Annotated in this window: 26 protein-coding genes; 5 read left to right on the top strand and 21 right to left on the bottom strand. The window is 69.7% G+C overall.

The annotated features are described in order from the left end of the window. The first annotated feature begins 34 nt into the window (after positions 1-34). The gene (locus QM699_RS09730) at positions 35-979 is read left to right on the top strand and encodes a lipid kinase (protein WP_415010941.1); all 945 of its coding nucleotides are present in this window, start codon (positions 35-37) and stop codon (positions 977-979) included. Here QM699_RS09730 and acpS read toward each other — a convergent pair. The 14 genes from acpS to QM699_RS09660 form a co-directional block, all read right to left on the bottom strand. Further along, positions 916-1,377, bottom strand: a complete 462-nt coding sequence (gene acpS, locus QM699_RS09725) for a holo-ACP synthase (protein ID WP_415010940.1) — start codon at positions 1,375-1,377, stop codon at positions 916-918. The two genes, QM699_RS09730 and acpS, sit on opposite strands and share 64 nt — an antisense overlap. A 144-nt stretch (positions 1,378-1,521) precedes the next feature. Next, entirely contained in the window at positions 1,522-2,283 is a 762-nt protein-coding gene (locus tag QM699_RS09720) for a pyridoxine 5'-phosphate synthase (RefSeq protein WP_415010939.1), read from the bottom strand. Further along, entirely contained in the window at positions 2,280-2,978 is a 699-nt protein-coding gene (locus QM699_RS09715) for a DUF2062 domain-containing protein (RefSeq protein WP_415010938.1), read from the bottom strand. The genes QM699_RS09720 and QM699_RS09715 overlap by 4 nt, the downstream gene beginning before the upstream one ends. A gap of 7 nt (positions 2,979-2,985) precedes the next feature. Beyond that, positions 2,986-5,133, bottom strand: coding sequence for a RelA/SpoT family protein (locus QM699_RS09710; RefSeq protein ID WP_415012730.1), 2,148 nt, complete (start codon positions 5,131-5,133; stop codon positions 2,986-2,988). 127 nt (positions 5,134-5,260) lie between these two features. Further along, the gene (locus QM699_RS09705; RefSeq protein WP_415010937.1) at positions 5,261-6,919 is read right to left on the bottom strand and encodes an ATP-binding protein; all 1,659 of its coding nucleotides are present in this window, start codon (positions 6,917-6,919) and stop codon (positions 5,261-5,263) included. A gap of 117 nt (positions 6,920-7,036) precedes the next feature. Further along, positions 7,037-7,390 carry a DNA-directed RNA polymerase subunit omega gene (gene rpoZ / locus QM699_RS09700; RefSeq protein ID WP_415010936.1) on the bottom strand — a complete coding sequence of 118 codons (354 nt, stop codon included), beginning with the start codon at positions 7,388-7,390 and terminating at the stop codon, positions 7,037-7,039. A 116-nt stretch (positions 7,391-7,506) separates the two neighbouring features. Further along, positions 7,507-8,142 carry an MT-A70 family methyltransferase gene (locus QM699_RS09695; protein ID WP_415010935.1) on the bottom strand — a complete coding sequence of 212 codons (636 nt, stop codon included), beginning with the start codon at positions 8,140-8,142 and terminating at the stop codon, positions 7,507-7,509. 193 nt (positions 8,143-8,335) lie between these two features. Further along, on the bottom strand, positions 8,336-9,340 hold the full coding sequence (gene iolG, locus QM699_RS09690) for an inositol 2-dehydrogenase (protein ID WP_415010934.1): 1,005 nt from the start codon (positions 9,338-9,340) through the stop codon (positions 8,336-8,338). Between the two features lie 61 nt (positions 9,341-9,401). After that, complete coding sequence (locus QM699_RS09685; RefSeq protein ID WP_415010933.1) at positions 9,402-10,430, bottom strand: ABC transporter permease; 1,029 nt, start codon at positions 10,428-10,430, stop codon at positions 9,402-9,404. Between the two features lie 22 nt (positions 10,431-10,452). Beyond that, entirely contained in the window at positions 10,453-11,991 is a 1,539-nt protein-coding gene (locus QM699_RS09680) for a sugar ABC transporter ATP-binding protein (protein ID WP_415010932.1), read from the bottom strand. Positions 11,992-12,056: 65 nt separating this feature from the next. Continuing rightward, positions 12,057-13,004: a sugar ABC transporter substrate-binding protein gene (locus QM699_RS09675; RefSeq protein WP_415010931.1), complete on the bottom strand. Its 948-nt coding sequence runs from the start codon at positions 13,002-13,004 to the stop codon at positions 12,057-12,059. A 154-nt stretch (positions 13,005-13,158) separates the two neighbouring features. After that, entirely contained in the window at positions 13,159-14,091 is a 933-nt protein-coding gene (locus QM699_RS09670) for a substrate-binding domain-containing protein (RefSeq protein ID WP_415010930.1), read from the bottom strand. A 67-nt stretch (positions 14,092-14,158) separates the two neighbouring features. Beyond that, positions 14,159-15,103 carry a sugar ABC transporter substrate-binding protein gene (locus tag QM699_RS09665; protein ID WP_415010929.1) on the bottom strand — a complete coding sequence of 315 codons (945 nt, stop codon included), beginning with the start codon at positions 15,101-15,103 and terminating at the stop codon, positions 14,159-14,161. Between the two features lie 183 nt (positions 15,104-15,286). Continuing rightward, a complete protein-coding gene (locus QM699_RS09660; RefSeq protein ID WP_415010928.1) occupies positions 15,287-16,102 on the bottom strand; it encodes a TIM barrel protein in 816 nt (271 codons plus the stop codon). A 262-nt stretch (positions 16,103-16,364) separates the two neighbouring features. Here QM699_RS09660 and QM699_RS09655 point away from each other — a divergent pair, with 262 nt between their 5' ends. The 3 genes from QM699_RS09655 (at position 16,365) to QM699_RS09645 (ending at position 18,202) form a co-directional block, all read left to right on the top strand. Then, complete coding sequence (locus QM699_RS09655) at positions 16,365-16,673, top strand: MocE family 2Fe-2S type ferredoxin (RefSeq protein WP_415010927.1); 309 nt, start codon at positions 16,365-16,367, stop codon at positions 16,671-16,673. Next, positions 16,666-17,892, top strand: a complete 1,227-nt coding sequence (locus tag QM699_RS09650) for an NAD(P)/FAD-dependent oxidoreductase (protein WP_415010926.1) — start codon at positions 16,666-16,668, stop codon at positions 17,890-17,892. The genes QM699_RS09655 and QM699_RS09650 overlap by 8 nt, the downstream gene beginning before the upstream one ends. A 76-nt stretch (positions 17,893-17,968) precedes the next feature. Beyond that, positions 17,969-18,202, top strand: a complete 234-nt coding sequence (locus tag QM699_RS09645) for a hypothetical protein (RefSeq protein ID WP_415010925.1) — start codon at positions 17,969-17,971, stop codon at positions 18,200-18,202. 5 nt (positions 18,203-18,207) lie between these two features. Here the strand turns inward: QM699_RS09645 and QM699_RS09640 are convergent, their stop codons facing one another. The 7 genes from QM699_RS09640 to QM699_RS09610 form a co-directional block, all read right to left on the bottom strand. Further along, complete coding sequence (locus QM699_RS09640) at positions 18,208-18,915, bottom strand: fused DSP-PTPase phosphatase/NAD kinase-like protein (protein ID WP_415010924.1); 708 nt, start codon at positions 18,913-18,915, stop codon at positions 18,208-18,210. A 10-nt stretch (positions 18,916-18,925) separates the two neighbouring features. After that, positions 18,926-19,639, bottom strand: coding sequence for a GNAT family N-acetyltransferase (locus QM699_RS09635; protein WP_415010923.1), 714 nt, complete (start codon positions 19,637-19,639; stop codon positions 18,926-18,928). Between the two features lie 235 nt (positions 19,640-19,874). Beyond that, entirely contained in the window at positions 19,875-20,414 is a 540-nt protein-coding gene (locus QM699_RS09630) for a DUF1993 family protein (protein WP_415010922.1), read from the bottom strand. A gap of 67 nt (positions 20,415-20,481) precedes the next feature. Continuing rightward, positions 20,482-20,835, bottom strand: coding sequence for a DUF779 domain-containing protein (locus QM699_RS09625; RefSeq protein WP_415010921.1), 354 nt, complete (start codon positions 20,833-20,835; stop codon positions 20,482-20,484). 3 nt (positions 20,836-20,838) lie between these two features. Beyond that, positions 20,839-21,870 carry an alcohol dehydrogenase AdhP gene (gene adhP / locus QM699_RS09620; RefSeq protein ID WP_415010920.1) on the bottom strand — a complete coding sequence of 344 codons (1,032 nt, stop codon included), beginning with the start codon at positions 21,868-21,870 and terminating at the stop codon, positions 20,839-20,841. Positions 21,871-22,069: 199 nt separating this feature from the next. Further along, complete coding sequence (gene adh / locus QM699_RS09615; protein ID WP_415010919.1) at positions 22,070-23,587, bottom strand: aldehyde dehydrogenase; 1,518 nt, start codon at positions 23,585-23,587, stop codon at positions 22,070-22,072. Between the two features lie 152 nt (positions 23,588-23,739). Beyond that, on the bottom strand, positions 23,740-24,708 hold the full coding sequence (locus QM699_RS09610) for a GAF domain-containing protein (protein WP_415010918.1): 969 nt from the start codon (positions 24,706-24,708) through the stop codon (positions 23,740-23,742). Positions 24,709-25,076: 368 nt separating this feature from the next. Between QM699_RS09610 and QM699_RS09605 the strand changes: the two genes are divergently transcribed. After that, positions 25,077-25,274, top strand: a complete 198-nt coding sequence (locus QM699_RS09605) for a hypothetical protein (protein WP_415010917.1) — start codon at positions 25,077-25,079, stop codon at positions 25,272-25,274. The last annotated feature ends 2 nt before the right edge of the window (positions 25,275-25,276 follow it).

Below are 25,276 nucleotides of genomic sequence, written 5' to 3'. Positions count from 1 at the left end.
GGCCCTGTCGCCGCGGTTCAGGGAGAGTCGGGCCATGTCGATCGTTCCCGGGGCCGATCCGCCGCGGCGGGTGCTGATGATCCTCAACACCAGGGCGCGGCGCGGCGCCGAGGCGCACGACGTGGTGCGGCAGAAGCTGGACGCGGCCGGGGTCGCGGTGCGCCGGGTCGAGACGAAGCGGCCCGAGGACATCGCCATCGCGATCCGCGAGGCGGCCGGCGAGGTCGACGCGGTGATCCTCGGCGGCGGCGATGGCACGATCTCGCGGGCGGGCGTGGCGCTGAAGGAGGCCGGCCTGCCGCTCGGCATCCTGCCGCTCGGCACCGCGAACGACCTGGCGCGGACGCTGGGCCTGCCCCTCGATCCGGCCGAGGCGGTCGATGTGGTCCTTGCGGGACGGCAGCGGCGGATCGACCTCGGCACGGTGAACGGCGAGCCGTTCTTCAACGTCGCCTCGCTCGGCCTGTCGAGCGATCTCGCGCGCGAGCTGTCATCGGGGCTGAAGAAGCGCTGGGGCCGGCTCGGCTATGCCATGGCGGCGCTGCGCGCGCTCTGGAAGGCGCGGCGGTTCACCGCGTGGATCACCGAGGGCGAGACCACGACCCGCACCCGGACCCTGCAGATCGCCGTCGGCAACGGCGTGTTCTACGGCGGGGGCACCAAGGTGGCCTCGGACGCGGCGATCGACGACGGCCACCTCGACCTCTACAGCCTCGAGACAGAGGACGTGCTGAAGCTCGCGCTGATGTTGCGGACCTTCCGCAGCGGCGAGCATGGCGCGTGGCACGAGGTGCGCACCGCGCGGGGCAGCGAGTTCGAGATCCGCACCAAGCGGCCGAAGCCGGTCAATGCGGACGGCGAGCTCATCACCCGGACGCCGGTGGCGGTGAAGGTCCACCCCGAGGCCGTGACGGTCTACGTCCCGGACGGCGTCCCGGGCAGCAGCGCACCGGAGAGCGGCACATCGGGAGGCAGCTGACCAAGCGGCAGGGCCTCGATCACGACGACGGCGAAGGCCCAGGGGTGATCGTCGGTCAGGGTCAGGTGGACGTGGGCGGCGTGGCCGGCGGGGGTGAGGTCGGCAAGGCGGCGGGCCGCCCAGCCGTCGAGGAGCATGGTCGGCTGGCCCGAGCGGCGGTTGACGACGCCCATGTCGCGCCACTTGATCCCCATGCGCAGGCCGGTGCCGAGGGCCTTGGAGCACGCCTCCTTCGCGGCCCAGCGCTTCGCGTAGGTCTCGACGCGCAGCCGGCGGGATTCGGCGAGGCGTTGCTCGGCGTCGGTGAAGACGCGGGTGAGGAACCGGGGGCCGAAGCGCTCGATCGTGCGGCCGATGCGCTCGATGTTGGCGAGGTCGTTGCCGATGCCGAGGATCATGCGACGGTCGCGGGGTTCACGCGTGAAATAGCCGGCAAAGTCCTGAAATCGGACGGCTTTAGGGAGATCGAACCTCGGTCGACGCATCCGGCGCCGGACGACCGGAGCGGGCGCCCGCAGGCCGCGGGCGGGCCGAGGCGCCCCTCAGCGGGCCGCACGCGCCCTGTCCATCTCGTCGCGCATCCGGGCCACGGCGGCCGGCAGGCCGACGAAGATCGCCTCGCCGATGATGAAGTGGCCGATGTTCAGCTCCCGGATCTGCGGCAGCGCCGCCACCGGGCCAACGTTGTCGTAGGTGAGGCCGTGGCCCGCATGGACCTCGAGGCCGAGGTCGTGGGCAAAGGCGGCCATGCCGGCGAGCTTGCCCAGCTCGCCGGCCACGCCCGCCGCATCGCCGGCGAGCCCGGCCTCGTAGTAGCCGCCGGTGTGCAGCTCGATCACCGGGGCGCCGATGCGGTGCGCGGCCTCGATCTGCCGGCGGTCGGCGGCGATGAAGATCGAGACGCGGATCCCGGCGTCGCGCAGCGGCGCGATGAAGTGGGCGAGGCGGTTTTCGTCGTTCGCCACCTCGAGCCCGCCCTCGGTGGTGCGCTCCTCGCGCTTTTCCGGCACGACGCAGACCGCGTGTGGCCGGTGGCGCAGCGCGATCGCCTGCATCTCGGCGGTCGCCGCCATCTCGAGATTGAGCGGCAGGGTCAGGCGGGCCATCAGCGCGTCGATGTCGGCGTCGGTGATGTGCCGGCGATCCTCGCGCAGGTGCGCGGTGATGCCGTCCGCACCCGCGGCCTCGGCGACGAGCGCGGCGCGCAGCGGATCGGGATGCGGCCCGCCGCGGGCGTTCCTGACCGTCGCCACATGGTCGATGTTCAGGCCGAGCCGGAGCCGGCCGCCGGGTGCGTTGCTCATTCGTCCGCTCTCTTTTCCGCCACGGGGCGGCCATCGCGGTTATAGGCGCCGGCGGGTCCGGCGTCAGCTTCGGATTTCTGCTGCAGCCGCTGATGCGCCCGGTCGAGCATCCGCTTGCGCCGGGCGAGCTGATAGGTGGTGACGAGCGGCAGCAGGAGATAGTAGCTCGCCACCGCCGCGGCGAGCCCGGGGGCGATGCCGCCGACGAGGTAGGGCCAGAACACGTCGCGCAGGAACGGCACGACCCGGCCCCACTGGCTGACCCCGAGCCCGGCGAGGGAGAGCGTGCTTTGCCACAGCGCCGCAGCGGCCTGGGAGAAGGCGTCGGACACCCGATCGAAGTCGCGGCCGGTGGCGCCGAAGCCGATGATCTGCCGGCCCAGCCAGAGCGAGGACGAGGCGATGAAGGGAAAGGTGATCGGGTTGCCGACCACCGTGCCGAGCAGCCCGGCGAGCATGTTGCCGCGCACCAGCCGGGCGAGGCCGGCGGCGAGCACGACGTGCAGGCCGAAGAGCGGCGTGAACGAGGCAAAGACGCCGGCAGCGAAGCCGATGGCAATGCGGTGCGGCGTATCGGGCAGCCGCCGGACGCGGTGGCCGAGATACTCGATGCTGCGCCGCCAGCCGCCGCGCGGCGCGACGAACTCGCGCAGGCGCGTGCCGAGTGGAGGCCGGTCGCGGCGCTTGAAGACCACCGCCGGATCAGGCCTTCCGGGCGCCGGTCTTCTGCGCCGGGGTCTGTCGGAAGCGGCGCACCTGTGCCACGTCCGAATCCGCGTCGATCGCGGTCAGCACGTGGGTGAGGTGCTCCATGTCGCGCACCTCCATGTTGATGACCATCCGGTAGAAGTCGGGCTTTCGATCGGTGAAGACGATATCGGTGATGTTCGCCCGCTGCTCGCCGATCAGGGTGCAGATGCGGCCGAGCACGCCCGCGTCGTTCGCCATCGTCACTTCCGCGCGCACCTCGTGGTCGGCGCGCGCCTGGCCCTCGGCCCAGCGCAGGTCGATCCAGCGGTCGGGGGTGTCCTCGAAGGCGCCAAGCTCGGCGCAGTCGATGGCGTGGATCATCACCCCCTTGCCGCGCACCGCAATGCCGACGATGCGCTCGCCCGGGATCGGGTTGCAGCAGGGGGCTGGCCGCGCCACCTGGCCGGAATCGAGGCCGATGACGACCGGGGCGGTCCTGTCGGCGGACCGCGGCAGCGCCGCGTCGCGCAGCAGCTCGGGATAGAGCGCCGCCACCAGCTCCTTGCCGGTCAGTTCGGCGGCGCCGAGCCGGGCCAGAACGTCCTCGGCCTCGTCGAGGCCGAGACGTCGCGCGGCGGTTTCGAGCGCCTTGTCGGTCGGCTTCTTGCCGACGCGCTCCAGGGCGACGCGGGCGATCTCGCGGCCGAGCCGGACCTGGGTGGCGCGCTGCTCGCCGCGAAGCGAGCGGCGGATCGCGGCCTTGGCGCGGCCGGTGACGACCATGTCCTCCCACGACGGCTGCGGTCGCTGCCCCTCGGCGCGGATGATGGTGACGCTCTGGCCGTTCCTGAGCTTGGTCCAGAGCGGCACCCGCTGGCCGTCGAGCTTGGCGCCGACGCAGCTGTCGCCGATGCGGGTGTGGATCGCATAGGCGAAGTCGATCGGCGTGGCGCCCCGCGGCAACTTCACCACCTCGCCCTTGGGGGTGAAGCAGAACACCTGGTCGGTGAACATCTCGAGCTTGACGTGCTCGAGGAAATCCTCGGAGTCCTCGCCATCGTCGAAGCGCTCGGTGATCGAGCGGAGCCAGCGGAACGGGTCGACGGCGAACGGGTTCTCGAAGCGCTCGCCGTCCTTGTACGACCAGTGCGCGGCCACGCCGGTCTCGGCGACCGCGTGCATCTCGGCGGTGCGGATCTGCACCTCGACGCGCTTGCCGTCGCGGCCGGAGACGGTGGTGTGGATCGAGCGGTAGCCGTTGGATTTCGGCTGGCTGATGTAGTCCTTGAAGCGGCCGGGCACCGCGCGCCAGCGCTGGTGCACGGCGCCGAGCGCGGTGTAGACGTCGCCGACCGAGCGGGTGACGATGCGAAAACCGTAGATGTCGGAGAGGCGCGAGAAGGTCTCCTTCTTCTCCTCCATCTTGCGCCAGATCGCGTAGGGCTTCTTCTCGCGTCCGAAGACCTCGGCCTTGACGCCGGCCTGGGCGAGGACGGTGCGGATGTCCTCGGTGATCTTCGGGATTACGTCGCCCGACTCGCGGCGCAGCTTCACGAAGCGGCGGATGATCGACTTGCGCGCCTCGGGGTTCAGCACGCTGAACGAGATGTCCTCCAGCTCGTCGCGCATCCACTGCATGCCCATCCGGCCGGCCAGCGGCGCGAAGATGTCCATGGTCTCGCGCGCCTTGCGCCCCTGCTTCTCGACCCGGAGATGCTTGATCGTGCGCATGTTGTGCAGCCGGTCGGCCAGCTTGACCAGCAGCACGCGCAGGTCCTTCGACATGGCCATCAGCAGCTTGCGGAAGTTTTCCGCCTGGGCATTGCCGGAGGAGGACAGCTCGAGGTTGGTGAGCTTGGTCACGCCGTCGACGAGTTGGGCGATCTCGTCGCCGAAGCGCAGCGCGATCTCGGAATAGGTGGAGAGCGTGTCCTCGATCGTGTCGTGCAGCAGCGCGGTGACGATGGTGGCGTCGTCGAGCTTCATCTCGGCGAGCAGCATGGCGACGGCGACCGGATGCATGAAATACGGCTCGCCCGACGAGCGGAACTGGCCCTGGTGCATCTTCCGGCCGTATTCGTAGGCGGCCTCGATCAGGCCGCTGTCCGAGCGCGGGTTGTAGGAGCGCACCAGCTCGGTCAGCGTCGCGACCGGGATCACTCCGTCGGGCCCCGGTTTCGCCCGGAGGGCAGGGGCTTCGAGGGCAATTTCCCGGTTCATCGTGCTGTCGTTCCCTGTCGCGTGCAGCGTCCGCTTTCGGACAGTAGAGGCGCAGGCCGTAGGGAAATCAAGCGGGGGCGGCGAACGTGCGCGGAGCGGCGGAGGGCGGCGACCGGCGTTCGGCCGACCGGCGCTCGCCCGGCTCCGTCGAGGTATCGCCGGCGAACGGCAGGGTGACGGTGAAGGTCGCGCCCTGGCCGACGGCGCTCTCGACCCGGATCGTCCCGCCCATCAGTTCGACCAGCGCGGCGGTGATCGCGAGCCCGAGACCGGCGCCGCCGACGCGCCGGGTCGGGGAGCCGTCGACCTGCACGAACCGCTCGAAGATGCGTTGGTGGTTGGCCGGGTCGATCCCGATGCCGGTGTCGGCGATGACGAGCGCCAGCCCGTCGGGCTCGCCATGCAGGCTGACGTCGATGTGGCCGTAGTCGGTGAACTTCGCGGCGTTGCCGAGCAGGTTGGTGGCGATCTGCCGGAAGGCGTGCGAGTCGCCGAGGATCGGCCGGCGTGCATCGGGCGCGATGTCGAGGGTCAGCGCGATCCCCTTGCGGGAGATGTCCGGGGTGGCGAGCCGCACCGTCTCCTCCAGCACGCGCGCGGCGTCGAAGGGGGTGCTGGCGAGGTGGATCGTGCCGGTCTCGATCCTGGCGATGTCGAGCAGGCTGTTCACCATGTGCAGCTGCGCGTGGGCCGATGCCAGCAGGAGGTCGACCATCTCGCGCGATTCCGCGTCGAGGTCGTGCATCTGCAGCAGCTGGGCGAGGCCGATGATGCCGCCGAGCGGCGTCCGCAGCTCGTGGCTGACATTCGACAGGAACTCGGTCTTGGCTGCGTCCGCAGCGCGGGCGCGCGCGACGGCCGCCTCGAGACTCCGTGCCGAGCGGACCAGCTCGCGGATGACGACGACCGCGGCGAGCCCGAGCGCGATCACCAGCGCGCCGAGCGGCAGCAGGAACGCGAGAAGCACCGCGTGGCCGGGTTCCGGCGGAAACCAGGTGAGCCACGCCACCGGCGCGCCGTCGACGCCGGGCAGGGGCTCGCCGTCCTGACCGGCAGAGGGAGCCACGGTGGAGAGCGCGAGGCCCTGCAGGACGTGGAACCGGCCGATGTCGTCGAGCAGCGTCGTGTCGACGCGATGGCCGAACACCAGCCGCGTCAGGTTGGCATCGGTGGATCCCGCCGGCAGGGCGGTGGTCTGTGGCACGACGCGAGCGACGGTAAACAGCCAGGCGGCACCGTCGCTGCGGGCAAAGACGGTCGCGACGTCGCGGCCGTCAATCGGTGTGCCGTCGAGGCTGGCACTGACCGTGGCGAGCAGGTCAGGCGCAATGACGGCGGAAGCGGGTTGACCGGCGCCGTCGGGACCGAAGCTGAGCGGTGGTGCGCCGGGCCGGACGACCACGGCCATCTGGAAGGTGCCGAGGCCGATCGAGGCGCCGATGTTGCGCTCTATCCAGTCGAGGTCGCCGGCCGTCATACGGTCGAACGCGTCGTCCCAGACCGCATAGTCGAGCGCGGAGGTCCGCGCCGCATTCGCAAAGGACTGCAGGCTGGCCGACACGGAGGCGCCGAGCGTGTCTCGCAGCGTCTTGTCCTGCGAGCGGGCGATCCACCACGCTGCCCCGAGCGAGGCTGCAACCAGCAGGATTCCGATGGCGAGGGCGACGCTGACATGGCGGGAAAACCGCGCCGAGAACTGAGCCCCGCGATTCTCCGCGTCCGGCACTCGAGCCTCCGTCAGAACACCAGCTTCTCAACCTGAAGTAGAGACGGATTGTAAAGATAGTCCATATGCCCATCGGTATCCGCGCACAACTGCGTGCGCAGATACCGCGATGAGCGATCAGTTTTCGCCCTGGGCCTCCATGAGCGCGCGCAGCAGGCGCTCCTCGGACATGTCGTCCTCCGCCGGGGCGTCGGCGACGCTGCCGGGCAGGAGCGTCATCTGATCCTCCTCCGGCTCGTCGACCTCGATCTGGCGCTGGAAGCTCTCGATGGCCGACTCGCGCAGCTGGTCCGCGGTCAGGGTTTCCTCGGCGATCTCGCGCAGCGCGACCACCGGGTTCTTGTCGTTGTCGCGGTCGATGGTGAGCGGAACGCCGGCCGCGAGCGAGCGCGCGCGGTGCGCCGCGAGCATGACGAGCTCGAAGCGGTTCGGCACCTTGTCGACGCAATCTTCAACGGTTACTCGGGCCATGCGGCTGCTCCTGAGGGACGTGTCTCGCGCGAAGGCGCGTATCTAGCTCGATGTTGACGGATTTGCAAGGGCGGCGGCCGAAGCCGCGGACTTCAGGCCACCGGACGCGCGACGGCCTATTCCGCCGCCAGCGTCCCGGAATTGTACGCGTAGGTCTCCCAGTCCGGGCGGTAATCCTCGCTCGCCTGGTTGCCCCAGACCGTCCAGCCCTTGCGGACGCCGCGGCCGAAGAGTTCGAGGTAGTCGCCCGGGCTGCACGACTCGATCAGGTCGTACTGCTCGTCGGGCTTGCGCGAGTGCTCGCGCTTGCGGGTGGCGATGACGTTCACCTGCCGGCGGCCGGGGGGCAGGGTGCGGGCGTTCCGGCCGCGCGTTCCGAAGAGGATAATCTCGGTGACGTTGCGGAAGTAGAAGCCGACGCCGCGGCCGTCGGAGCCGCCGTCCTTGCGGACCTTGTGCCAGATCAGGTTGGACTTGTACTGGAACCCCCAGGCGCGCAGCACCTCCAGCCCCTCGGGCAGCAGCGCGTTCGGCACCCAGAGATAGCAGTGCGCCGTCGCCTCGAGATGCTCCGCGACCGGAAGGGCGCAGATTTCCTCGATGGTCAGCGTCGGGTAGCGGCTGAGCCGGCGATGCTCCGGCGCGACCTTGCCGGTGCGGTTGACGAACCGCCACGGCGGATCCGCCAGGACGGTCGCAAACCGGCGCGCGCCGAGGAATTGTCTCAGGTCTTGGGCCGGATCATGCGTCATCATCTACATCTAGCGAACCGCGCGAGAGTCGCACAATCAGAACATTGCAGGAACCTGCGCGGGCCGCAAGCGCCGCGGTGTCGGATCACGGGCAACGCACGCCGGGACGCAGGCGCACGTTCGGAAATTTCTCCAGAAGAATCAGAAGGAAGGCGCGGATCTCTCACGCGAGGTCCGCGCCGTCCGGGGCTTGTCAGCCGATCACGTCGGCGACCTTGATCTTGCGGCCCTCGGCGACCGAGCGCACCGCCGCCTCGGCGAGCGCCAGCGCCTTCAGCCCGTCCTCGCCGGTCGGCGCGATGGCACCGCCGTCGGTGACGCCGGCGACGAAGGTGGCGATCTCGGCGGCATAGGCCGAGGTGTAGCGGGTCATGAAGAAGTCGAGCAGCGGCGGCCGGGTGAAGCCCGCGCCATTGGCGATCTCAATCGACACGTCGCGCTGGTTCTCCGCGGCGACCATGCCCTTCGAGCCCAGCACCTCGATGCGCTGGTCATAGCCATAGGTGGCCCGGCGCGAGTTGGTGATGACCGCCTGCCTGCCCGAGGGGGTCTCAAGCAGGACGTTGGCCGAGTTGAAGTCGCCGGCCTTGCCGATCGCGGAGTCGACCAGATTGGAGGCGAAGGCCGCGACCACCGTCGGCTCCTCGCCGAGCAGCCAGCGCGCCATGTCGAAATCGTGGATCGTCATGTCGCGGAAGATGCCGCCGGAGCGCTTGATGTAGTCGACCGGCGGGGCGCCCGGGTCGCGCGAGACGATCGTCACCATCTCGACGTCGCCGACCGCGCCGTCTTCGATCGCCTTCCTCACCGCGCGGAAGTGCGGGTCGAAGCGGCGGTTGAAGCCGACCATGAGCTTCGCGCCGGTCTCCCCGACCACCGCGAGGCACGACTTCACCCGGGCCACGTCGAGGTCGATCGGCTTTTCGCAGAAGATCGCCTTGCCGGCGCGGGCGAAGCGTTCGATCAGGTCGGCGTGGGTGTCGGTGGGCGTGCAGATCACCACCGCGTCCACGTCCGAGGCCGCCTCGATCGCGTCGATCGTGCGGACCTCGGCGCCGGCCTGCGCGGCAAGCGCCTCGGCGGCGGGCGCCATGGCGTCGGCCACGGCGACGATGCGGGCGCCGGGGTTGGCGGCGATGGCTCCGGCATGTACCTTGCCGATGCGCCCGGCGCCGAGCACGGCGAAACGAACGGTCATTCTAGTCCTCATTCAGGCTGGAGGACGCGGACGCACGAGCGGCGTCCGCGGGGAGTGGGGGTCAGACCTTCTTGGTCCGCTTCTTCTGGCGATAGACGTCGAGGACCACCGCGGCGACGATGATGATGCCCTTGACGATCTCCTGATAGTAGGCGTCGATCCGCAGGAAGGTGAACCCGGAGGTCATCACCCCGAGGATCACCGTGCCGATCACCGTGCCGGTGATCCGGCCCTGGCCGCCGGTCAGCGAGGTGCCGCCGATCACGGTCGCGGCGATGGCGTCGAGTTCGTACATCATCCCCATGCCGGCCTGCGCGGTCTGGGCGCGGGCGGCGGTGACGATGCCGGCGAGGCCCGCCAGCGTGCCGGCGATGGCATAGACCTTGATGAGGTGACGGCCGACGTTGATGCCCGAGACCCGCGCCGCCTGGGGATTGGCGCCGATCGCGTAGGTGAACTTGCCGTAGCGCGTGTAGCGGAGCGCGATGTGGAAGATCAGCGCGACGACGAGGAAGATCACCACCGGCCAGACGCCGGAGCCGATCTTGGCGAAGCTCTCGGTCGGGAACGAGATCGGCTGGCCCTTGGTGTACCACTTGGCGATGCCGCGCGCCGTCACCATCATGCCGAGGGTGGCGATGAATGGCGGAATGCCGGTCCAGGCGATCAGGCTGCCGTTTATCAGCCCGGCGAGCAGGCCGATGCCGAGGCCGACCGCCACCGGGATGAGCACCGGCAGGTCGGTCAGCGCCGGATAGACCGCGCGGGCATAGGTCGAGACCTGGGCAAAGCTCATCGCGATCATCGCGGTCATCGCGACGACCGAGCCGGACGACAGGTCGATGCCGCCGGTGATGATGACCTGGGTCACGCCGACGGCGATGATGCCGATGACGCTCACCTGCAGGATCATGATGGTGAGCCGCTGCGGGTTGGCGAGGAAGCTCTGGCCCTGGAAGATCCAGCCGAGGATCTCGAAGACCGCGGCGACGACCACGAGGATCGTCAGGATGCTCACTTCGGGAGGGACGCGCCGGGCCTTCTTCTCGGGTGGCGCGAAGCTCGCGGTATCGGTGTTCTGCGTTGCCATTTCCGTTTCCCCCTTGCAGGCCTCAGCGGGCCGCGAGTTCCATGATCTTGACCTGGTTCGCCTCGGCGCGGTCGAGGATGCCGGTCTGGTGGCCCTCGTGCATGACGAGGATGCGGTCGGACATGCCGAGCACTTCGGGCAGCTCGGACGAGATCATCACCACCGCGACGCCTTCGCCGGCGAGGCGCGAGATCAGCCGGTGGATCTCGGCCTTGGCGCCCACGTCGATGCCGCGGGTCGGCTCGTCGAGGATGAGGATCTTTGGCCGGGTGAGCAGCCAGCGGGCAATGAGCACCTTCTGCTGGTTGCCGCCCGAGAGGTTCTCGATGCGCTCGTGGAGCGTCGGCGTCTTGATGCGGAGCGCCGCCTTCATCTCGTCGCAGCGCTTGTTGACGCCGGCCTGGTCGACGAAGCCCATCTTGACGTGGCTGTCCTGCAGCACCGCCATCTGCATGTTCTCGAGCACTTCGAGGATCAGGAAGCAGCCGGTGTCCTTGCGGTCCTCGGTGAGGAACGCCATGCCGTGCCGCATGGCATCGACCGGCGACTTGATCGACACCTCCTGCCCGCGGATCGAGATCGTGCCGGAGGCGGCGGGCGTGACGCCGAACAGCGCCTCGGCGACGTTGGAGCGACCGGAGCCGACGAGGCCGGCGAAGCCGAGGATCTCGCCCGCCCGCACGGTGAAGTTCATGCCCTCGAAGACGCCGGGCAGCGACAGGTTCCGGACCTCGAGCACCGTCTCGCCGATCGGCACGGTCTCCTTCGGGAACATGTTGGTGATCTCGCGGCCGACCATCATGCGGATGATGTCGTCGCGGGTCACGTTGGCCGAGGCGTGAGTGCCGATGTACTTGCCGTCGCGGAACACCGAGAACTCGTCGGCGATCTCGAACAGCTCGTTCATCTTGTGGGTGATGTAGACGATGCCGATGCCCTGCTCGCGCAGGCCGCGGATGATGTCGAAGAGGTGCGCCACCTCGGTCTCGGTCAGCGCGCTGGTCGGCTCATCCATGATGAGCACGTCGGAATCGTAGCTCACCGCCTTGGCGATCTCGACCATCTGGCGGGCGGCGACGGTCAGGGTGCGGACCTCGACATCGGGGTCGATGCGGATCTTCAGGCGGTCGAACAGCTCCTGGGTCATCCGGCTCATCTTCGCGTGGTCGATGAGGCCGAACGCGCCCTTGGGCTCGCGGCGGATCCAGATGTTCTCGGCCACCGTCATGAACGGCATCAGGTTCAGCTCCTGATGGATCATGGCGATGCCCTGCTCGAGGGCGTCGAGCGGGCCGCGCAGCGTCACCTCCTGCCCCCGCAGGCGCACGGTGCCGCGATCGGGCGTATAGATGCCGGCGATGATCTTCATCAGCGTCGACTTGCCGGCGCCGTTCTCGCCCATCAGCGCGTGGACGGTTCCCGCGCGGATCCGAAGCTGCACGTCGTCGAGCGCGACCACGCCGGGGAACTCCTTGCGAACCCCCTCGACGGCCAGCACTTCCTCGCCCATCTGCTGCTTGTGGCGGTGGATCGCCGCAGCGAGCTTCGCATTGCCCTGCATGTTCCCTCCCATGACGTCGCCGCTGCCTGCGGGACGCACGGGCCGGGGCCCGTGCGTCGTCTGACTTATTTCGGCAGGTAGTTCTTGTAGTTGTCCTTCGTGACCAGCTCGAAGGGCACGTAGTTCTCGCGCTCGACCTTCTCGCCGCTGATGAGCGAGCCGATCGCGTCGATCGCGCCCTTGCCCTGGCCCGGCGCGCTCTGCAGCACGGTCACGTCCATGTCGCCCGCCGCGATCGCCTGCAGCGCGTCCGGGGTGGCGTCGACACCGGCGACGATGATCGAGTCCATCGGCACGCCGGCCGCCTTCAGCGCCTGATAGGCGCCGATCGCCATCTCGTCGTTGTTGGCGATGACGGCATCCGGCTTCACGCCCGCGGTCAGCCAGTTCGTCATCAGGTCGGCCGCCTGGGTACGCTGCCAGGTGGCAGTCTGCTCGTCGGTGATCTTGATGAAGCTGCAGTCCGTGGTGGCGAACACGTCCTTCACCGCCTGGGTGCGCAGCCGCGTCGCCTGGTTCGAGAGATCGCCGAGCAGGATCACCGCCGTCGCCTCGGTCTTGCCGGCCTCCTTCAGCAGGCGGCAGACCTCCTTGGCCTCGAGGGTGCCGGCCTCGGTCTCGTCCGAGCCGACGAAGACCTGGTTGTCGGGCAGCTGGTCGAGGTTCACCGGGCGGTTGTTCACGTAGACCACCGGGATGCCGGCGTTCTGTGCCGCGACGGTCATCGGCACGGTCGAGTCGCTGTCGACCGGGGCAATGATGATGCCCTTGACGCCGGTGGCGACGAAATTCTCGATCTGGCTCAGCTGCCGGCCGACGTCGCGCTGGGCGTCCTCGAACTGCAGCGACATGCCGGAATGTTCAGCCGCGTTGTCGCTCATCGCCTGCCGCAGCAGCGTGAGGAAGTTGTCGTCGAAGTTGGAGACGGCGACGCCGACCTCCTGCGCCGCCGCCGGCAATGCGGCGCCTGCGAGAAGCGCGGCGATGGCGAGCGAGCGGATGTGACTGCCCATTCTGGTTTCCTTCCTGGTCGCGGACGCTGCCCACGGCGGGCGGCGCCGATCGTTCCCGGCTCCGGGCCAAGCAGATTCGGCCGGGAGCGGGGCCGGGATGGTCTACCGAAGTTCGGCCGGCGGCCAGCACAAAAGTCGCGCGCGGCCGAGGCGCTCAGTTCATCGCGCGGTACTGCGCCATGTTGGCGGGCGTGACGAGCTGGAACGGGATCCAGATGTTCTGCTCGAGCGGCTTTCCCGCGGCGAGATCGACCGCGGCGGCGAGGCCGGCGACGCCCTGACCGTGGGCGTCCTGGAACACGGTCACGTCGAGTTCTCCGCGATCCATGGCGGCGAGGCCGTCCGGCGTCGCGTCGACGCCGGCGATGACGATCTTGCCGAAATCGGCGCCCACGCCCTGCAGCGCCTGGATCGCGCCGATGGCCATCTCGTCGTTGTTGGCGATCACCGCGTCGAACGGCTGGCCGGAGCTGAGCCAGTTGGTCATCACGTTCACCGCCTCGAGGCGGTCCCAGTTCGCGACCTGGGTGTCGATGATCGAGATGCCCGCGCACTCCGGACGGGCCAGCACGTCCTTGACGTCCTGGGTGCGGTCGAGGGCGGAGCGGTTGTTGAGCGGCCCCATGAGCACGAAGGCCCGCCCCTTGCCGCCGAGGAGCTTGCAGACTTCCTCGGTCTCCATGGTGCCCGACTGCTTCTCGTCCGATCCGATGAAGGCGGCGGACTTCGGCAGGGTGGCGGCGTCGGCCGGCGGGTGGTTGATGTAGACGATCGGGATGCCCGCGTCGGTCGCGGCCTTGGTCATCATCGGCGTGGCGTCGCCATCGACCGCGACGACGACGATCGCGTCGACCCCGGACGCGACGAAGTTCTCCACCTGATCGAGCTGCCGCGTGGCGTCGTTGGCGGCGTCCTCGATCTGGAGCTTGACGCCGCCGCCAAGCTCCTTGGCCTTGGCCTCGATGCCGTCGCGGACCAGCGTGAGGAACGTGCTGTCGAAGCGGGCGACGGTGACGCCGATGTTCTGGGCGCTGGCGGTCCCGGCCAGGACCAGAGCGAGCGCAGTCGCGGACAGGATGCCCTTCATGACGGATCTCCGGGGAAACGATTGGGGTGGGAGCGGCGGCGGGGCGCGTGCCCGCCGCCGGAGGGCATCAGTTCATCTTCTGGAAGTCGGCGAGGTTCGCCGGCGTCACCAGCTGGAACGGGATGAACACCTTCTGGTCGACCTTCTCGCCCTTCGCGAGGGTCAGCGCCGCGTCGAGGGCGCCCTTGCCCTGGCCGGCCGCGTCCTGGAAGACGGTGACGTCGAGATCGCCCGCCGCCATCGCCGCGAGCGCGTCCTGCGTGGCGTCGATGCCGGCGACCACCACCGACTTCATGTCGACGCCGGCGCTCTTCAGCGCCTGGATCGCACCGATCGCCATCTCGTCGTTGTTGGAGATCACCGCGTCGAACTTCACGCCCGAGGAGAGCCAGTTCGTCATCATGTCGGAGCCCTGGGTGCGCGACCAGTTGGCGGTCTGCTCCTCGACGATCTTCATGAAGTTGCAGTCCGCCGTGGCGATGACGTCGTGGATGTCCTCGGTGCGCTGCCGCGCCGCCTGGTTCGACAGCTCGCCCATGAGCACGAGGACGTTCGCGCCCTTTTCCTTGCCGGCGGCCTTGAGGAGCCTGCACACCTCGGTGGCTTCGAGCGTGCCCAATTCCTTTTCATCCGAGGCGACGAACGCCTGGTTGTCCGGCAGGTCGGCGAGGTTCGCCGGCTGGCGGTTGACGAAGACGAGCGGAATCTTGGCGTCCTTGGCCGCCTGGGTCATCGCGACGGTGGCGTCGGTGTCGACCGGGTTGACGATGATCGCATCGACGCCGGCGGCGACGAAGTTCTGGATCTGGTTCAGCTGCTTGCCGACGTCGTTCTGGGCATCCTCGATCTGCAGCTTCACGCCGGGGACGGTCTTGGCATAATCCTGCATGCCGTTGCGCAGCACGGTGAGGAAGTTGTCGTCGAAAACGGCCATCGAGACGCCGACGTTGGCGGCCAGCGCGCCCTGCGCCAGCACGGTCGAGAGCGCGATGCCCGCGAGCAGTTTCCGCATGGTCTTTGTTCCTCCACTGCGGGCGTCCGGGTGCGCCCTTTGATCTCCCGGAGACTCCGGGTCTCTCGCCCGGTCACTCCTTCCGCAGGCCAGCCATGGAACGCTGCGCCGGCTGCTGCGGAATTTCAGAATATTTATTCCATTTCAGCGTCGGTCGTCAAGCACTCATTCCGGCGCCACCTGTCAGGCGGTGGCGACGCTGACGGCCTCGCCGAGCAGGGCCATGCTGGTGGCGATCGCGGGCTTGGGGTCCTCGAGCGCGTGGATCGTCCGCGAGAACGACTCGAAGGAGAGGTATCCGGCATAGCCGGCGCGGCGAAGCTCCCGGATCTGCGGGACATTTCCCAGCCGGTCCCGCTCGGTGACGAGGCCCCGGTCGCGGTCGCGCATGGCATCGACCGCGATGCCGGCATCGTCGACACCGGAGATGTGGACAAGGCCGGTCAGCTCCGGGAACATCCGCGTCTCGCCCGCGAGGTGATGGTGGAACGTGTCCTGGACCAGACGGAACGTGTCCGTTCCACCGACGGCGCGGATCGCCTCGGCAGCGGTGGATTTCAGGCGGAGCGAGCAGTCGGCGAATCCCAGCGGCTCGACCAGCCCGCGCAGGCCGCGGTCCTGGAGGATGGCCTTCAGGCCCTCGAGCGCCGCGAACAGCCGGTCGGGCCGGCTGCCGTCGTTGGTCGGCACCAGCACGAGCGCCTCCGCGCCACAGGCGGCGGCGTAGTCGGCGAGCGCCACGGCCTGATTCGCCCGTTCGGCGCGCCAGTCGTCGAACCGCTGCAGCGCGTTGATCGAGATGATCCGCACCCCGGCCGCCTCGGCAAGGCTGCGGATCCGGCTCGCCGGGGCGCCGTCGAGGATCGCGTTGCCCGGAAGATCGTTGCGGATCTCCACGGCGTCGAGCCGGAGCGCGCCGGCGAGCGCGAAGAATGCCTCGGGCGACAGTCCCGGCGTGGTCATGTGGTTGAGGGCGAAGCGGGGCGATGTGGTCGGCACGGCGTTCTCCTCCTTGGCGACGCACCCCTCTCGGTGCGACTCTCCCGGGCGGTCTGCGCCGCCCCTGAACCAAGATCACCATGTCGCGCCCCGGTTTCATAGCCCGCCGGCCGCGGGCCACCCGCCCGCAGCGGTGCGGTGGTGTGACGTTTTCTGATAGGTTCTATCATCCCGCCGATTGAGCCGCAGGGTCCCCGCGACTATCAGGTGGGGCAGGCACCGCGCGACGACGCGGCACTCGAGAGGGGAGGAAATCACCGACATGGCCTGGATCCGCGCCTGCTCCACCGACGACATCGACGAGGAGGACGTCGCCCGCTTCGACCACGCGGGCCGGACGTTCGCGATCTACCACAGCCCGGAGGGGGAGTTCTTTGCCACCGACGGGCTCTGCACCCACGAGCAGATCCATCTCGCGGACGGTCTGGTCATGGACCACGTCATCGAATGTCCGAAGCACAACGGCCGCTTCGACTATCGCACCGGCGCCGCGAAGGGCGCGCCGGTCTGCGTCAACCTCGCGACCTACAAGGTGAAGGTCGACGGCGGCGAGGTGTTCGTCGATGTCTGACGCGGACCGGCACGCGGGCATGGTCATCGTCGGCGCGGGCGAATGCGGCACCCGGGCCGCGCTCGCGCTGCGCGAGGCGGGCTACGCGGGCCCGGTGACGCTGCTCGGCGCCGAGGTCCATGTGCCGTACGAGCGGCCGCCGCTGTCCAAGGACGCGATCCTCGCCGAGGTGCCGGCGCCGAAACCGATCGGCGGCGCCGAGCGGCTGGCCGAGGCGGGCATCGCCTTCCGGCCCGGGGTCGCGGTCGAGGCGATCGACCGGGCCGGGTGGTCGCTGGCGCTGTCCGACGGCAGCCGCCTTGCGTACGACCGCCTGCTCCTCGCCACCGGCGCGCGGCCCCGCCCGCTGCCGGTGCCCGGGGCGGACGGGCCGAACGTCGCGATGCTGCGCGGGCTCGAGGACGCGGCGCGGATCCGCGCGGCGCTCGGGCCCGGGCGTCGGCTGGCGGTGATCGGCGGTGGCTTCATCGGACTGGAGCTGGCGGCCTCGGCGCGCAAGCTCGGCACCGACGTGACGCTGATCGAGGCGCTGCCGCGGCTGCTCTCACGCGGCGTGCCGGAGGAAGTGGCGGCACTCGTCGCCGCGCGGCACGCGTCCGAGGGCGTGCGGCTCATCTTCGGTGCCCGCATCCTCGGCATCACGCCCGAGGGGGTCGCGCTCGACGGCGGCATCGACGTGCCGGCCGACCTGGTGCTCGTCGGCATCGGCGCGGTGCCGGAGACGGCGCTGGCCGCGGCCGCGGGGCTCGCCGTCGATAACGGCATCGTCGTGGACGACCGGCTCGCCACGTCGGACCCGTCGATCTTCGCGGCCGGCGACTGTGCGGCGTTCCTGCATCCCGGCTATGGCCGGCGCATCCGGCTCGAGTCGTGGCGGAGCGCGCAGGAGCAGGGGACGCTTGCCGCGAAGAACATGCTCGGCGCGGGTGAGGCGGTCTCGGCGGTGCCGTGGTTCTGGTCCGACCAGTACGACCTGACGCTGCAGATCGCCGGCCTGGCCGAGGGGGCGGTCACGACGGTGCGGCGGCCGGTGGGCGAGGGTTTCGTGCTGTTCCACCTCGACCCCGACGGGCGCCTGCTCGCGGCCAGCGGCGTCGGCCCGGGCAATGTCATCGCCAAGGACATCCGCCTCGCCGAGATGCTGATCGCGCGCGGTGCCTGCCCGGACCCGGAGGCGCTGGCGACGGTGGCGAACCTGAAGAAGCTGCTCGCCGCCTGAGCCCACGATCCGGCCTTGCCGGACGCGGGCGGCGCGCCATCCTTCCTCCCGGTATGCGCAACTCGGGAGGAAGACCATGGCGACGGCGCGCTGCGACGATCACAAGCCGAACGACTCGGAGCATGTCAGCTATGCCCTGCCGCTCGGCTATCCCTCGACCGCCGTCACCTGCGACATCGTTGGTTGCGCCATGCCGGCGCGGCTCTGGCTCGACAAGGACGAGCGAAGGGCGTTCCTCGCCGGCGAGCGGCTGTTCACCATCGCGGGCGGGGTGAAGGTGCGGGTCGCCGACGACCTTTTCCCCAACTGATCCGCCTATTCCCGGCGCAGCAGCCGGTCGCTGACGAATCCCGCGGTGCGCCCGGTGCGATAGGCGAGCGCGAGGGCCGCGGGGTCATAGCGCGTCTCGACCCAGTCGCGAAAGCCGATCGGCTCGCGCGCGGCGTCCGCGGCATAGCGCGCGATCATGAAGCGCATGATCCCGGCCGGGCCACCGGCGAGATGCAGGTGTCGCCACGACAGCTCTGCCAGCGCCGCCTCGGGCGAGGCGCCCTCGTGCAGCAGCAGGTAGAGCGCGGCGGCAAAGCCCGAGCGGTCGGCGCCGGACTTGCAGTGGAAGAGGAACGGCCGCGGCAGGCGGGCGAACAGTGCGTCGAGGTCGAGGACGCACTCCCGCGTCGGAAGCTCCCGCGACGACAGCTTGAAGTCGACAAGCTCGATACCCGCCGCGCGACAGGCCTCGGCCTCGAGCAGGTACGAGCCGTATTCGGTGGCGCCGCGCAGGTTCAGGATCGCGCGGATGCCCCGTTCGGCCAGCCCGCGGATGGCGCGCGGATCGGGCTGGTTCGAGCGCCAGACGCCGGGCGCGATCTCCGATTCGTTGCGCCAGAGCGTGCGGATCAGCCCGTGGTCGAACACCAGCATGTCGATGGTCGCGTCGCGGCGGGCACGCGGGCTGTCGAGACGGCCGGTCCAGCCGTCCTTCCATCGCCGCTGCCAGCGCCGGATCGGACCCTTGGACATCGGCTCGGGCTCAGGCCGTCGCCGCCCCGACCGGATCGGAGGTGACGCGGCAGGGCGCGGTCAGATCGCCGAGCCGTTGCCGCTGCCGACCGTCGGCGTCGAAGTTTGCGGTATCGAGCCACGTCGCCCAGGCCGGGCGCAGGCAGCGCCAGTCGCCGTCCGTCATGGCGAACCAGGCGGTATCGCGGTTCCTGCCCTTGACCACCGTCGCCTGCCGGAAGACCCCCTCGAACGAGAAGCCGAACCGCTCTGCGGCGCGCCGGCTCGGGCGGTTCAGCGCGTCGCACTTCCACTCGAACCGGCGATAGCCGGCGCGGAACGCCCAGTCGGCGAGCAGGAAGATCGCCTCGCTTGCCGCGCGGGTGCGTTGCAGCCGCGGCGCGAGGCAGATGTGCCCGACCTCGATCGAGCCGGAGGCGGGGGTGACGCGCAGGTAGCTCATCACGCCGCCCGGCTGGCCCGTCGCCGGATCGACCACGGCGAAGAACAGCGGATCGGCCGAGCCCGAGACCGACCCGACCCATGCGGCATAGGCGGCCTCGTCGGCGAACGGGCCGTAGGGCAGGTAGTCCCAGATCGCTTCACTCTCGGCGTTGGCCGCGAACAGCGCGGGGGCGTGGGCGGGCGTGAGCGGTTCCAGCCGGACGAATGCGCCATCGAGCCGCAGCCCCTCGGGGGCGGGCGGCGGCGTCCAGTCTGGCAATGGCTCTCCGAACTCGGGCATCTCGGGGGCTCCTCCGGAGCGTCGTCCCGCCTTCGCACGCGACCCGCGCGTGCGCAAGTCGTGCGCGCAAGCCGGGCGCGAGACTTACGCTCCAGTTGAGCGCGGTGCCCCGGCGCGGACATGCAGGGCGCGGGGAGACCCGCCCGTGGACGTGCGGCTTCGCCGGCGGTAGCGCGGATGGCGCCGGCACTCCCGCGGCTGGTGTTCCGCTCGGCGGCGCCGGCGACTGGTGTGCTCAGCCGAGCGAGAACCCGTCCGGGTAGTCGTGCTTGCCGTCGAAGTCGGCCTTGCCGAGCGGCACGCCCACCTGCTTCAGCGCGACATGCGCCATCGCGTGGTGGAAATAGAGGTTCGGGAGGCCGAATTCGTGCAGATACGCCTCGCCGGTCAGATCCAGCACGGCAAAGCCCGCCTGCTCGCGCACGGGGCGGGTCTCGGCGCCGTCGAAGGCCGCGGGGTCGAGGGCGCGCAGGAGGGCGCGGGTCGCCTCGATGCGTTCGATGAGGCCGCCGGCGTCGAGCGGGGCACGCACCTCGGGCACGCGCTCGCCGGCCAGCGGATAGGCGATGCGCAGGGTGAACTGCACCGCGGTCGCGACCTGCCGCACGACCGGCAGCATCCGCGCCTCCGGCCGCTGGTCGAGGCCGGCGGCATAGCCGGCGCCAAGCGCCGTCTCGGCCTGACGCAGCGTCGCCTCGAGCCGGTCGAGGACGCCAAGGAACACCGGCACCGTCGCCCGCCAGAGCGGCGGCGCCGCGAGATCACAGGTCTGCATGTGCACCCCCTCCCGTGCCGCGAGCCGGAAGGATTTGCACGGGCGGCGCCCCTGCACAAGCCGGCCGTCAGCCGCGCGGGGTGCAGACGGTCGATCGGGTGAGGAAACGCCGCTCGCGGCCGTTGTCGAGCGAGAACATGCCGCCGCGGCCCGGCACCACGTCGAGGATCAGGTCGGTGTGCTTCCAAGTCTCGAACTGGGCTGCGCCGATATAGACGGGCGTGTCCGCGCCGATGGTGCCGAGCAGCACGTCGTGGTCGCCGACGAGGAACTCGGCTCGCGGGTAGCACATCGGCGAGGATCCGTCGCAGCAGCCCCCGGACTGGTGGATCATCACCGGCCCGTGGTCGGCGATGATCTCGGCGAGCAGGACAAGCGCCTCCGGTGTGGCGCTCACCTTTCCGGAGGCGTCGCGGACCATGGCTCAGCCCGCGATGTCGAGCACGATGCGGCCGTCGATCTGGCCCTTGTGCATCTTCTCGAAGACCGAGTTGATGTCCTCGAGCCTGGCCTTGGCGATCGTCGCCTTGACCTTGCCCTGAGCGGCGAAGTCGATCGACTCCTGCAGGTCGAGGCGGGTGCCGACGATCGAGCCGCGCACGGTGATGCCGTTCAGCACCATGCCGAAGATGTCGAGCGGGAAGTCGCCCGGCGGCAGCCCGTTCAGCGCCACGGTGCCGCCCCGGCCAACCATGCCGATCGCCTGGCTGAAGGCCGCGCGGCTGACCGCCGTCACGAGGACGCCCTGCGCCCCGCCGTCGGTCTCGCGCTTGATGACCGTGGCCGGGTCCTCGTTCATCGCGTTGACGGTCAGGCTGGCGCCGAGCTTCTTCGCCAGCTCGAGCTTCTTGTCGTCGATGTCGACGGCGGCGACGTTGAGGCCCATGGCCTTGGCGTACTGGACCGCCATGTGGCCGAGGCCGCCGATGCCGGAGATCACCACCCAGTCGCCGGGCTTGGTGTCCGTCACCTTCAGGCCCTTGTAGACGGTGACGCCGGCGCAGAGGATCGGTGCCATCTCGGCAAAGTCGGCGTTCGCCGGCAGATGCCCGACGAAATTCGGATCCGCCACCACATAGTCGGCAAAGCCGCCGTTGACCGAATAGCCGGTGTTCTGCTGCTCGGTGCAGAGGGTTTCCCAGCCGCCGAGGCAGTGCTTGCAGTGGCCGCAGGCGGTGTAGAGCCACGGCACGCCGACGCGGTCGCCTTCCTTCACGTGGCGCACGCCCTTGCCGACGGCGGAGACGAAGCCGACGCCCTCGTGGCCGGGGATGAACGGCGGGTTCGGCTTGACCGGCCAGTCGCCTTCCGCGGCGTGCAGATCGGTGTGGCAGACGCCGGACGCCTGGATCCTGACCTGGATCATGCCCTCGCCGGGCTCGGGGATCGGCACCTCGTCGATCGAGAGCGGCTTGCCGAACTCACGGACGACGGCGGCCTTCATGGTCTTGGCCATGGGTTTTCCTCCTGGTTTTGCTCTGGGTCCCGGGTCGCGCGGGCAGGCGCTCGCGCGTCCCGCGCGGATGCGCCGGCTCGCCGCCTCCGCCACGTCGGGAGCGCCTGTGCAGAAAGGCGCGCCCGGTGGGTGAATCGCCCACCCACCGGACTGGCAGGGCGGGCGGCGCGCCCGACCCTTGGTGAAGCGGCTGGCGCTCTTAGAAGAACCCGAGCTTCTTCGGGTTGTAGCTGACCAGCATGTTCTTGGTCTGCTGGTAGTGGTCGAGCATCATCTTGTGGTTTTCGCGCCCGATGCCCGACTGCTTGTAGCCGCCGAAGGCCGCGTGCGCCGGATAGGCGTGGTAGCAGTTGGTCCACACCCGGCCCGCCTGGATGCCGCGGCCGAAGCGGTAGGCGCGGTTCATGTCGCGGGTCCACACACCGGCGCCGAGGCCGTAGAGCGTGTCGTTGGCGATCGCGAGAGCTTCCGCGTCATCCTTGAAGGTGGTGACGGAGACGACCGGGCCGAAGATCTCCTCCTGGAAGATCCGCATCTTGTTGTGGCCCTTGAACACCGTCGGCTTCACGTAATAGCCGTTGGCGAGGTCGCCGGTCATCGCCGCCTTCTCGCCGCCGATCAGGCACTCCGCGCCTTCCTGCTTGCCGATGTCGATGTAGGCGAGGATCTTCTCGAACTGCTCGCCCGACGCCTGCGCGCCGATCATCGTCGCCGGGTCGAACGGGTCGTCCTGCACGATGGCGGCCACCCGCTTCAGCGCCCGCTCCATGAAGCGGTCGTAGATTCTTTCGTGGATGAGGGCGCGAGACGGGCAGGTGCAGACCTCGCCCTGGTTGAGCGCGAACATCACGAAGCCTTCGATCGCCTTGTCGAAGAAGTCGTCGTCCTCGGCGGTGACATCCTCGAAGAAGATGTTCGGAGACTTTCCGCCCAGTTCCAGCGTCACCGGGATGAGCGACTGGCTGGCGTACTGCATGATGAGCCGTCCGGTCGTCGTCTCGCCGGTGAAGGCGATCTTGGCGATGCGGTTGGACGACGCCAGCGGCTTGCCAGCCTCGAGGCCGAAGCCGTTGACGATGTTGATCACGCCCGCGGGCAGCAGGTCGGCGATCAGGTCGACGACGACGAGGATCGAGGCGGGGGTCTGCTCGGCGGGCTTCAGCACCACGCAGTTGCCGGCGGCAAGGGCGGGCGCGAGCTTCCAGACCGCCATCAGGATCGGGAAGTTCCACGGGATGATCTGGCCGACGACGCCGAGCGGCTCGTGGAAGTGGTAGGCGACGGTGTCGTGGTCGATCTCCGACATCGAGCCTTCCTGCGCCCGGATCGCCCCGGCGAAGTAGCGGAAATGGTCGATGGCGAGCGGAATGTCGGCGGCGGTCGTCTCGCGGATCGGCTTGCCGTTGTCCCAGGTCTCGGCGCGGGCGATCGTCTCGAGGTTCGCCTCCATGCGGTCGGCGATCTTGTTCAGGATCTGCGCGCGCTCGGCCGGGCTGGTGCGGCCCCAGGCGTCCTTGGCGGCATGGGCGGCGTCGAGCGCGGCCTCGATGTCGTCGGCGTTGGACCGGGCGACCTCGCAGAGGACCTGCCCGTTCACCGGCGAGCGGTTGTCGAAATACTGCCCCGACCTGGGCTCGACGAACTGGCCACCGATGAAGTTGCCGTAGCGGGTCTTGAAGGGCGACTTTGCGGCGCTGAGAAATGCGATCTTGTTCATTCTGTTTTTTCCTCCTCCCGGGTGTCGGGGGCGTCCGCGGCGCGGCGCCTTGGGAGAAGGTGGCAGGGTCTGGCGGAAGAATCAGCCCGGGTCCGAAGGTCTGCTGTTCCGATGTGTCGCACCCGTGCGACACATCGGAAGGAAGTTGCGCGTCAGTTCGCCCGCGCCGGCCGGGCAGCCGGATCGCGCTTCAGCTTGCGGTGCAGGGTGGCGCGGCTGATGCCGAGCGCGGCGGCGGCGGCGGAGACGTTGCCGTTGGCGCGTGCCAGCGCCCGCGCCAGCACGGCGCGCTCGGCGTGGTCGAGGCTCTCGCACGGACGCTCCGCCTCGAGCAGGTCGCGGGCGGGCAGGGGGCGGCCCAGGCGGTCGGCGGTGAGCCCGAGCGTCTGGCGCGCGGCGCGGGTGGCGCCGACCACCAGGTCGTCGCGGTCGACGGCGAGCAGCCCGCCGTTTTCGGTCAGCACGATGCGCGCATCGGGGAAGGCCCGGCGGAACACCTCGGCCTCGATCCGGCGGGCGGCGTCGGCGAGGGCGAGGCGGATCAGGTCGACGAAACCGTCCGTCACGTCGGCGCGGCACGACGAGACGTCGAGCACGCCGGCAAGCTTGGCGTCCGGGCACCAGATCGGCGCGGCGGAGCAGGAGAGCGAGGCGTTCTTTGCGAGGAAATGCTGGTCGCGGTGGATGGTGAGCAGGCGATGCTCGATCAGGCACGTGCCGATGCCGTTCGTCCCCTGTGCCCCCTCGTCCCAGACCGCGCCGGTCCAGAGACCCCAGCCGCGGAACACCGGGTCGTCGACGGCGGCGCCGCGGCGATCGACCGGCACGCCATTGCGATCGGCCAGCAGCACGCAACAGCCGCTGCCGCCGACGGCCTGATACAGCCGGTCGAGCGCCGGTCGTGCCGCTTCCAGCAGCGGTCCCATTGCGTCGCGGTGGTGCCGCAGCTCCGAGTCGCCGAGCTGTTGCGGCGAGGTCGTCGCGGCGGGGTCGAGCTTGTGGTGCTCGGACGAGCGACGCCAGGACGCGGCGAGCGCCGAGCGGGCAGGGGCGTTGGTAGCGAGGCTCGCCTCGACCCGGGCGACGTGGGCGGCCGTGGGCCGTGCGGTGGGTCGGGCCATTGTCTCCTCCGGTTATACCGATACGCCCCTTTGGCCAGGGGTCTGCGGCCCCCCACTGTCCTTGCCAGCGACACGCCGGTCAACTGGCGATAGGTCGCGCCCCCACCGGCCCGTGAGGGCGAATGGATCGATCTATCGAGGGGGCGGTGCGGCAAGTCTCACTTGATCGTGATACGTGGATGGATGTATATGTTAAGTAATCCTGCCGTGTGCGGGCTGCTGGAGTTGGGTTTGTCATCCAGCATTCGGCTTGTTCTCTTTCGCCACGGCGAAGCTCGATCGGTGAGGCGATCCGGGCCGGCACCTTTGGGAAGGGTGCCGATTTGACAGGGTGCCGCGGGGGCGGTGTGTGGGGACGGGGAACGGTGATGTTCAGCGAAGACGACGGTGCGGGTGGCGCGCCGGTATCCGATCCTGTGATCGGACGGAACCTGCTGGTCGGGGAAAGCGGATTCGACATGATGCCCGAGTGGGTCTGTATCGAGACCTGGTCCACGGCGTCCGACGCGAAGGAGCGCGCCCGGCGGCGCCGCCGCCAGCCGCCGGCGCATCGCTGCCGCGGCTAGCG

This window comes from Amaricoccus sp. (assembly GCF_047602525.1).
In the GTDB taxonomy this organism is placed as follows: domain Bacteria; phylum Pseudomonadota; class Alphaproteobacteria; order Rhodobacterales; family Rhodobacteraceae; genus Amaricoccus.
This window is presented reverse-complemented; position numbering and strand designations above follow the sequence as displayed.

What these genes read in the sequence shown, in the direction of transcription:
- QM699_RS09730 (WP_415010941.1), top strand. Translation starts at nt 35, where the DNA reads ATGTCGATCGTTCCCGGGGCCGATCCGCCGCGGCGGGTGCTGATGATC.
- acpS (WP_415010940.1), bottom strand. Translation starts at nt 1,377, where the DNA reads ATGATCCTCGGCATCGGCAACGACCTCGCCAACATCGAGCGCATCGGC.
- QM699_RS09720 (WP_415010939.1), bottom strand. Translation starts at nt 2,283, where the DNA reads ATGAGCAACGCACCCGGCGGCCGGCTCCGGCTCGGCCTGAACATCGAC.
- rpoZ (WP_415010936.1), bottom strand. Translation starts at nt 7,390, where the DNA reads ATGGCCCGAGTAACCGTTGAAGATTGCGTCGACAAGGTGCCGAACCGC.
- QM699_RS09695 (WP_415010935.1), bottom strand. Translation starts at nt 8,142, where the DNA reads ATGACGCATGATCCGGCCCAAGACCTGAGACAATTCCTCGGCGCGCGC.
- iolG (WP_415010934.1), bottom strand. Translation starts at nt 9,340, where the DNA reads ATGACCGTTCGTTTCGCCGTGCTCGGCGCCGGGCGCATCGGCAAGGTA.
- QM699_RS09685 (WP_415010933.1), bottom strand. Translation starts at nt 10,430, where the DNA reads ATGGCAACGCAGAACACCGATACCGCGAGCTTCGCGCCACCCGAGAAG.
- QM699_RS09680 (WP_415010932.1), bottom strand. Translation starts at nt 11,991, where the DNA reads ATGCAGGGCAATGCGAAGCTCGCTGCGGCGATCCACCGCCACAAGCAG.
- QM699_RS09675 (WP_415010931.1), bottom strand. Translation starts at nt 13,004, where the DNA reads ATGGGCAGTCACATCCGCTCGCTCGCCATCGCCGCGCTTCTCGCAGGC.
- QM699_RS09670 (WP_415010930.1), bottom strand. Translation starts at nt 14,091, where the DNA reads ATGAAGGGCATCCTGTCCGCGACTGCGCTCGCTCTGGTCCTGGCCGGG.
- QM699_RS09665 (WP_415010929.1), bottom strand. Translation starts at nt 15,103, where the DNA reads ATGCGGAAACTGCTCGCGGGCATCGCGCTCTCGACCGTGCTGGCGCAG.
- QM699_RS09655 (WP_415010927.1), top strand. Translation starts at nt 16,365, where the DNA reads ATGGCCTGGATCCGCGCCTGCTCCACCGACGACATCGACGAGGAGGAC.
- QM699_RS09650 (WP_415010926.1), top strand. Translation starts at nt 16,666, where the DNA reads ATGTCTGACGCGGACCGGCACGCGGGCATGGTCATCGTCGGCGCGGGC.
- QM699_RS09645 (WP_415010925.1), top strand. Translation starts at nt 17,969, where the DNA reads ATGGCGACGGCGCGCTGCGACGATCACAAGCCGAACGACTCGGAGCAT.
- QM699_RS09640 (WP_415010924.1), bottom strand. Translation starts at nt 18,915, where the DNA reads ATGTCCAAGGGTCCGATCCGGCGCTGGCAGCGGCGATGGAAGGACGGC.
- QM699_RS09635 (WP_415010923.1), bottom strand. Translation starts at nt 19,639, where the DNA reads ATGCCCGAGTTCGGAGAGCCATTGCCAGACTGGACGCCGCCGCCCGCC.
- QM699_RS09630 (WP_415010922.1), bottom strand. Translation starts at nt 20,414, where the DNA reads ATGCAGACCTGTGATCTCGCGGCGCCGCCGCTCTGGCGGGCGACGGTG.
- QM699_RS09625 (WP_415010921.1), bottom strand. Translation starts at nt 20,835, where the DNA reads ATGGTCCGCGACGCCTCCGGAAAGGTGAGCGCCACACCGGAGGCGCTT.
- adhP (WP_415010920.1), bottom strand. Translation starts at nt 21,870, where the DNA reads ATGGCCAAGACCATGAAGGCCGCCGTCGTCCGTGAGTTCGGCAAGCCG.
- adh (WP_415010919.1), bottom strand. Translation starts at nt 23,587, where the DNA reads ATGAACAAGATCGCATTTCTCAGCGCCGCAAAGTCGCCCTTCAAGACC.
- QM699_RS09610 (WP_415010918.1), bottom strand. Translation starts at nt 24,708, where the DNA reads ATGGCCCGACCCACCGCACGGCCCACGGCCGCCCACGTCGCCCGGGTC.
- QM699_RS09605 (WP_415010917.1), top strand. Translation starts at nt 25,077, where the DNA reads ATGTTCAGCGAAGACGACGGTGCGGGTGGCGCGCCGGTATCCGATCCT.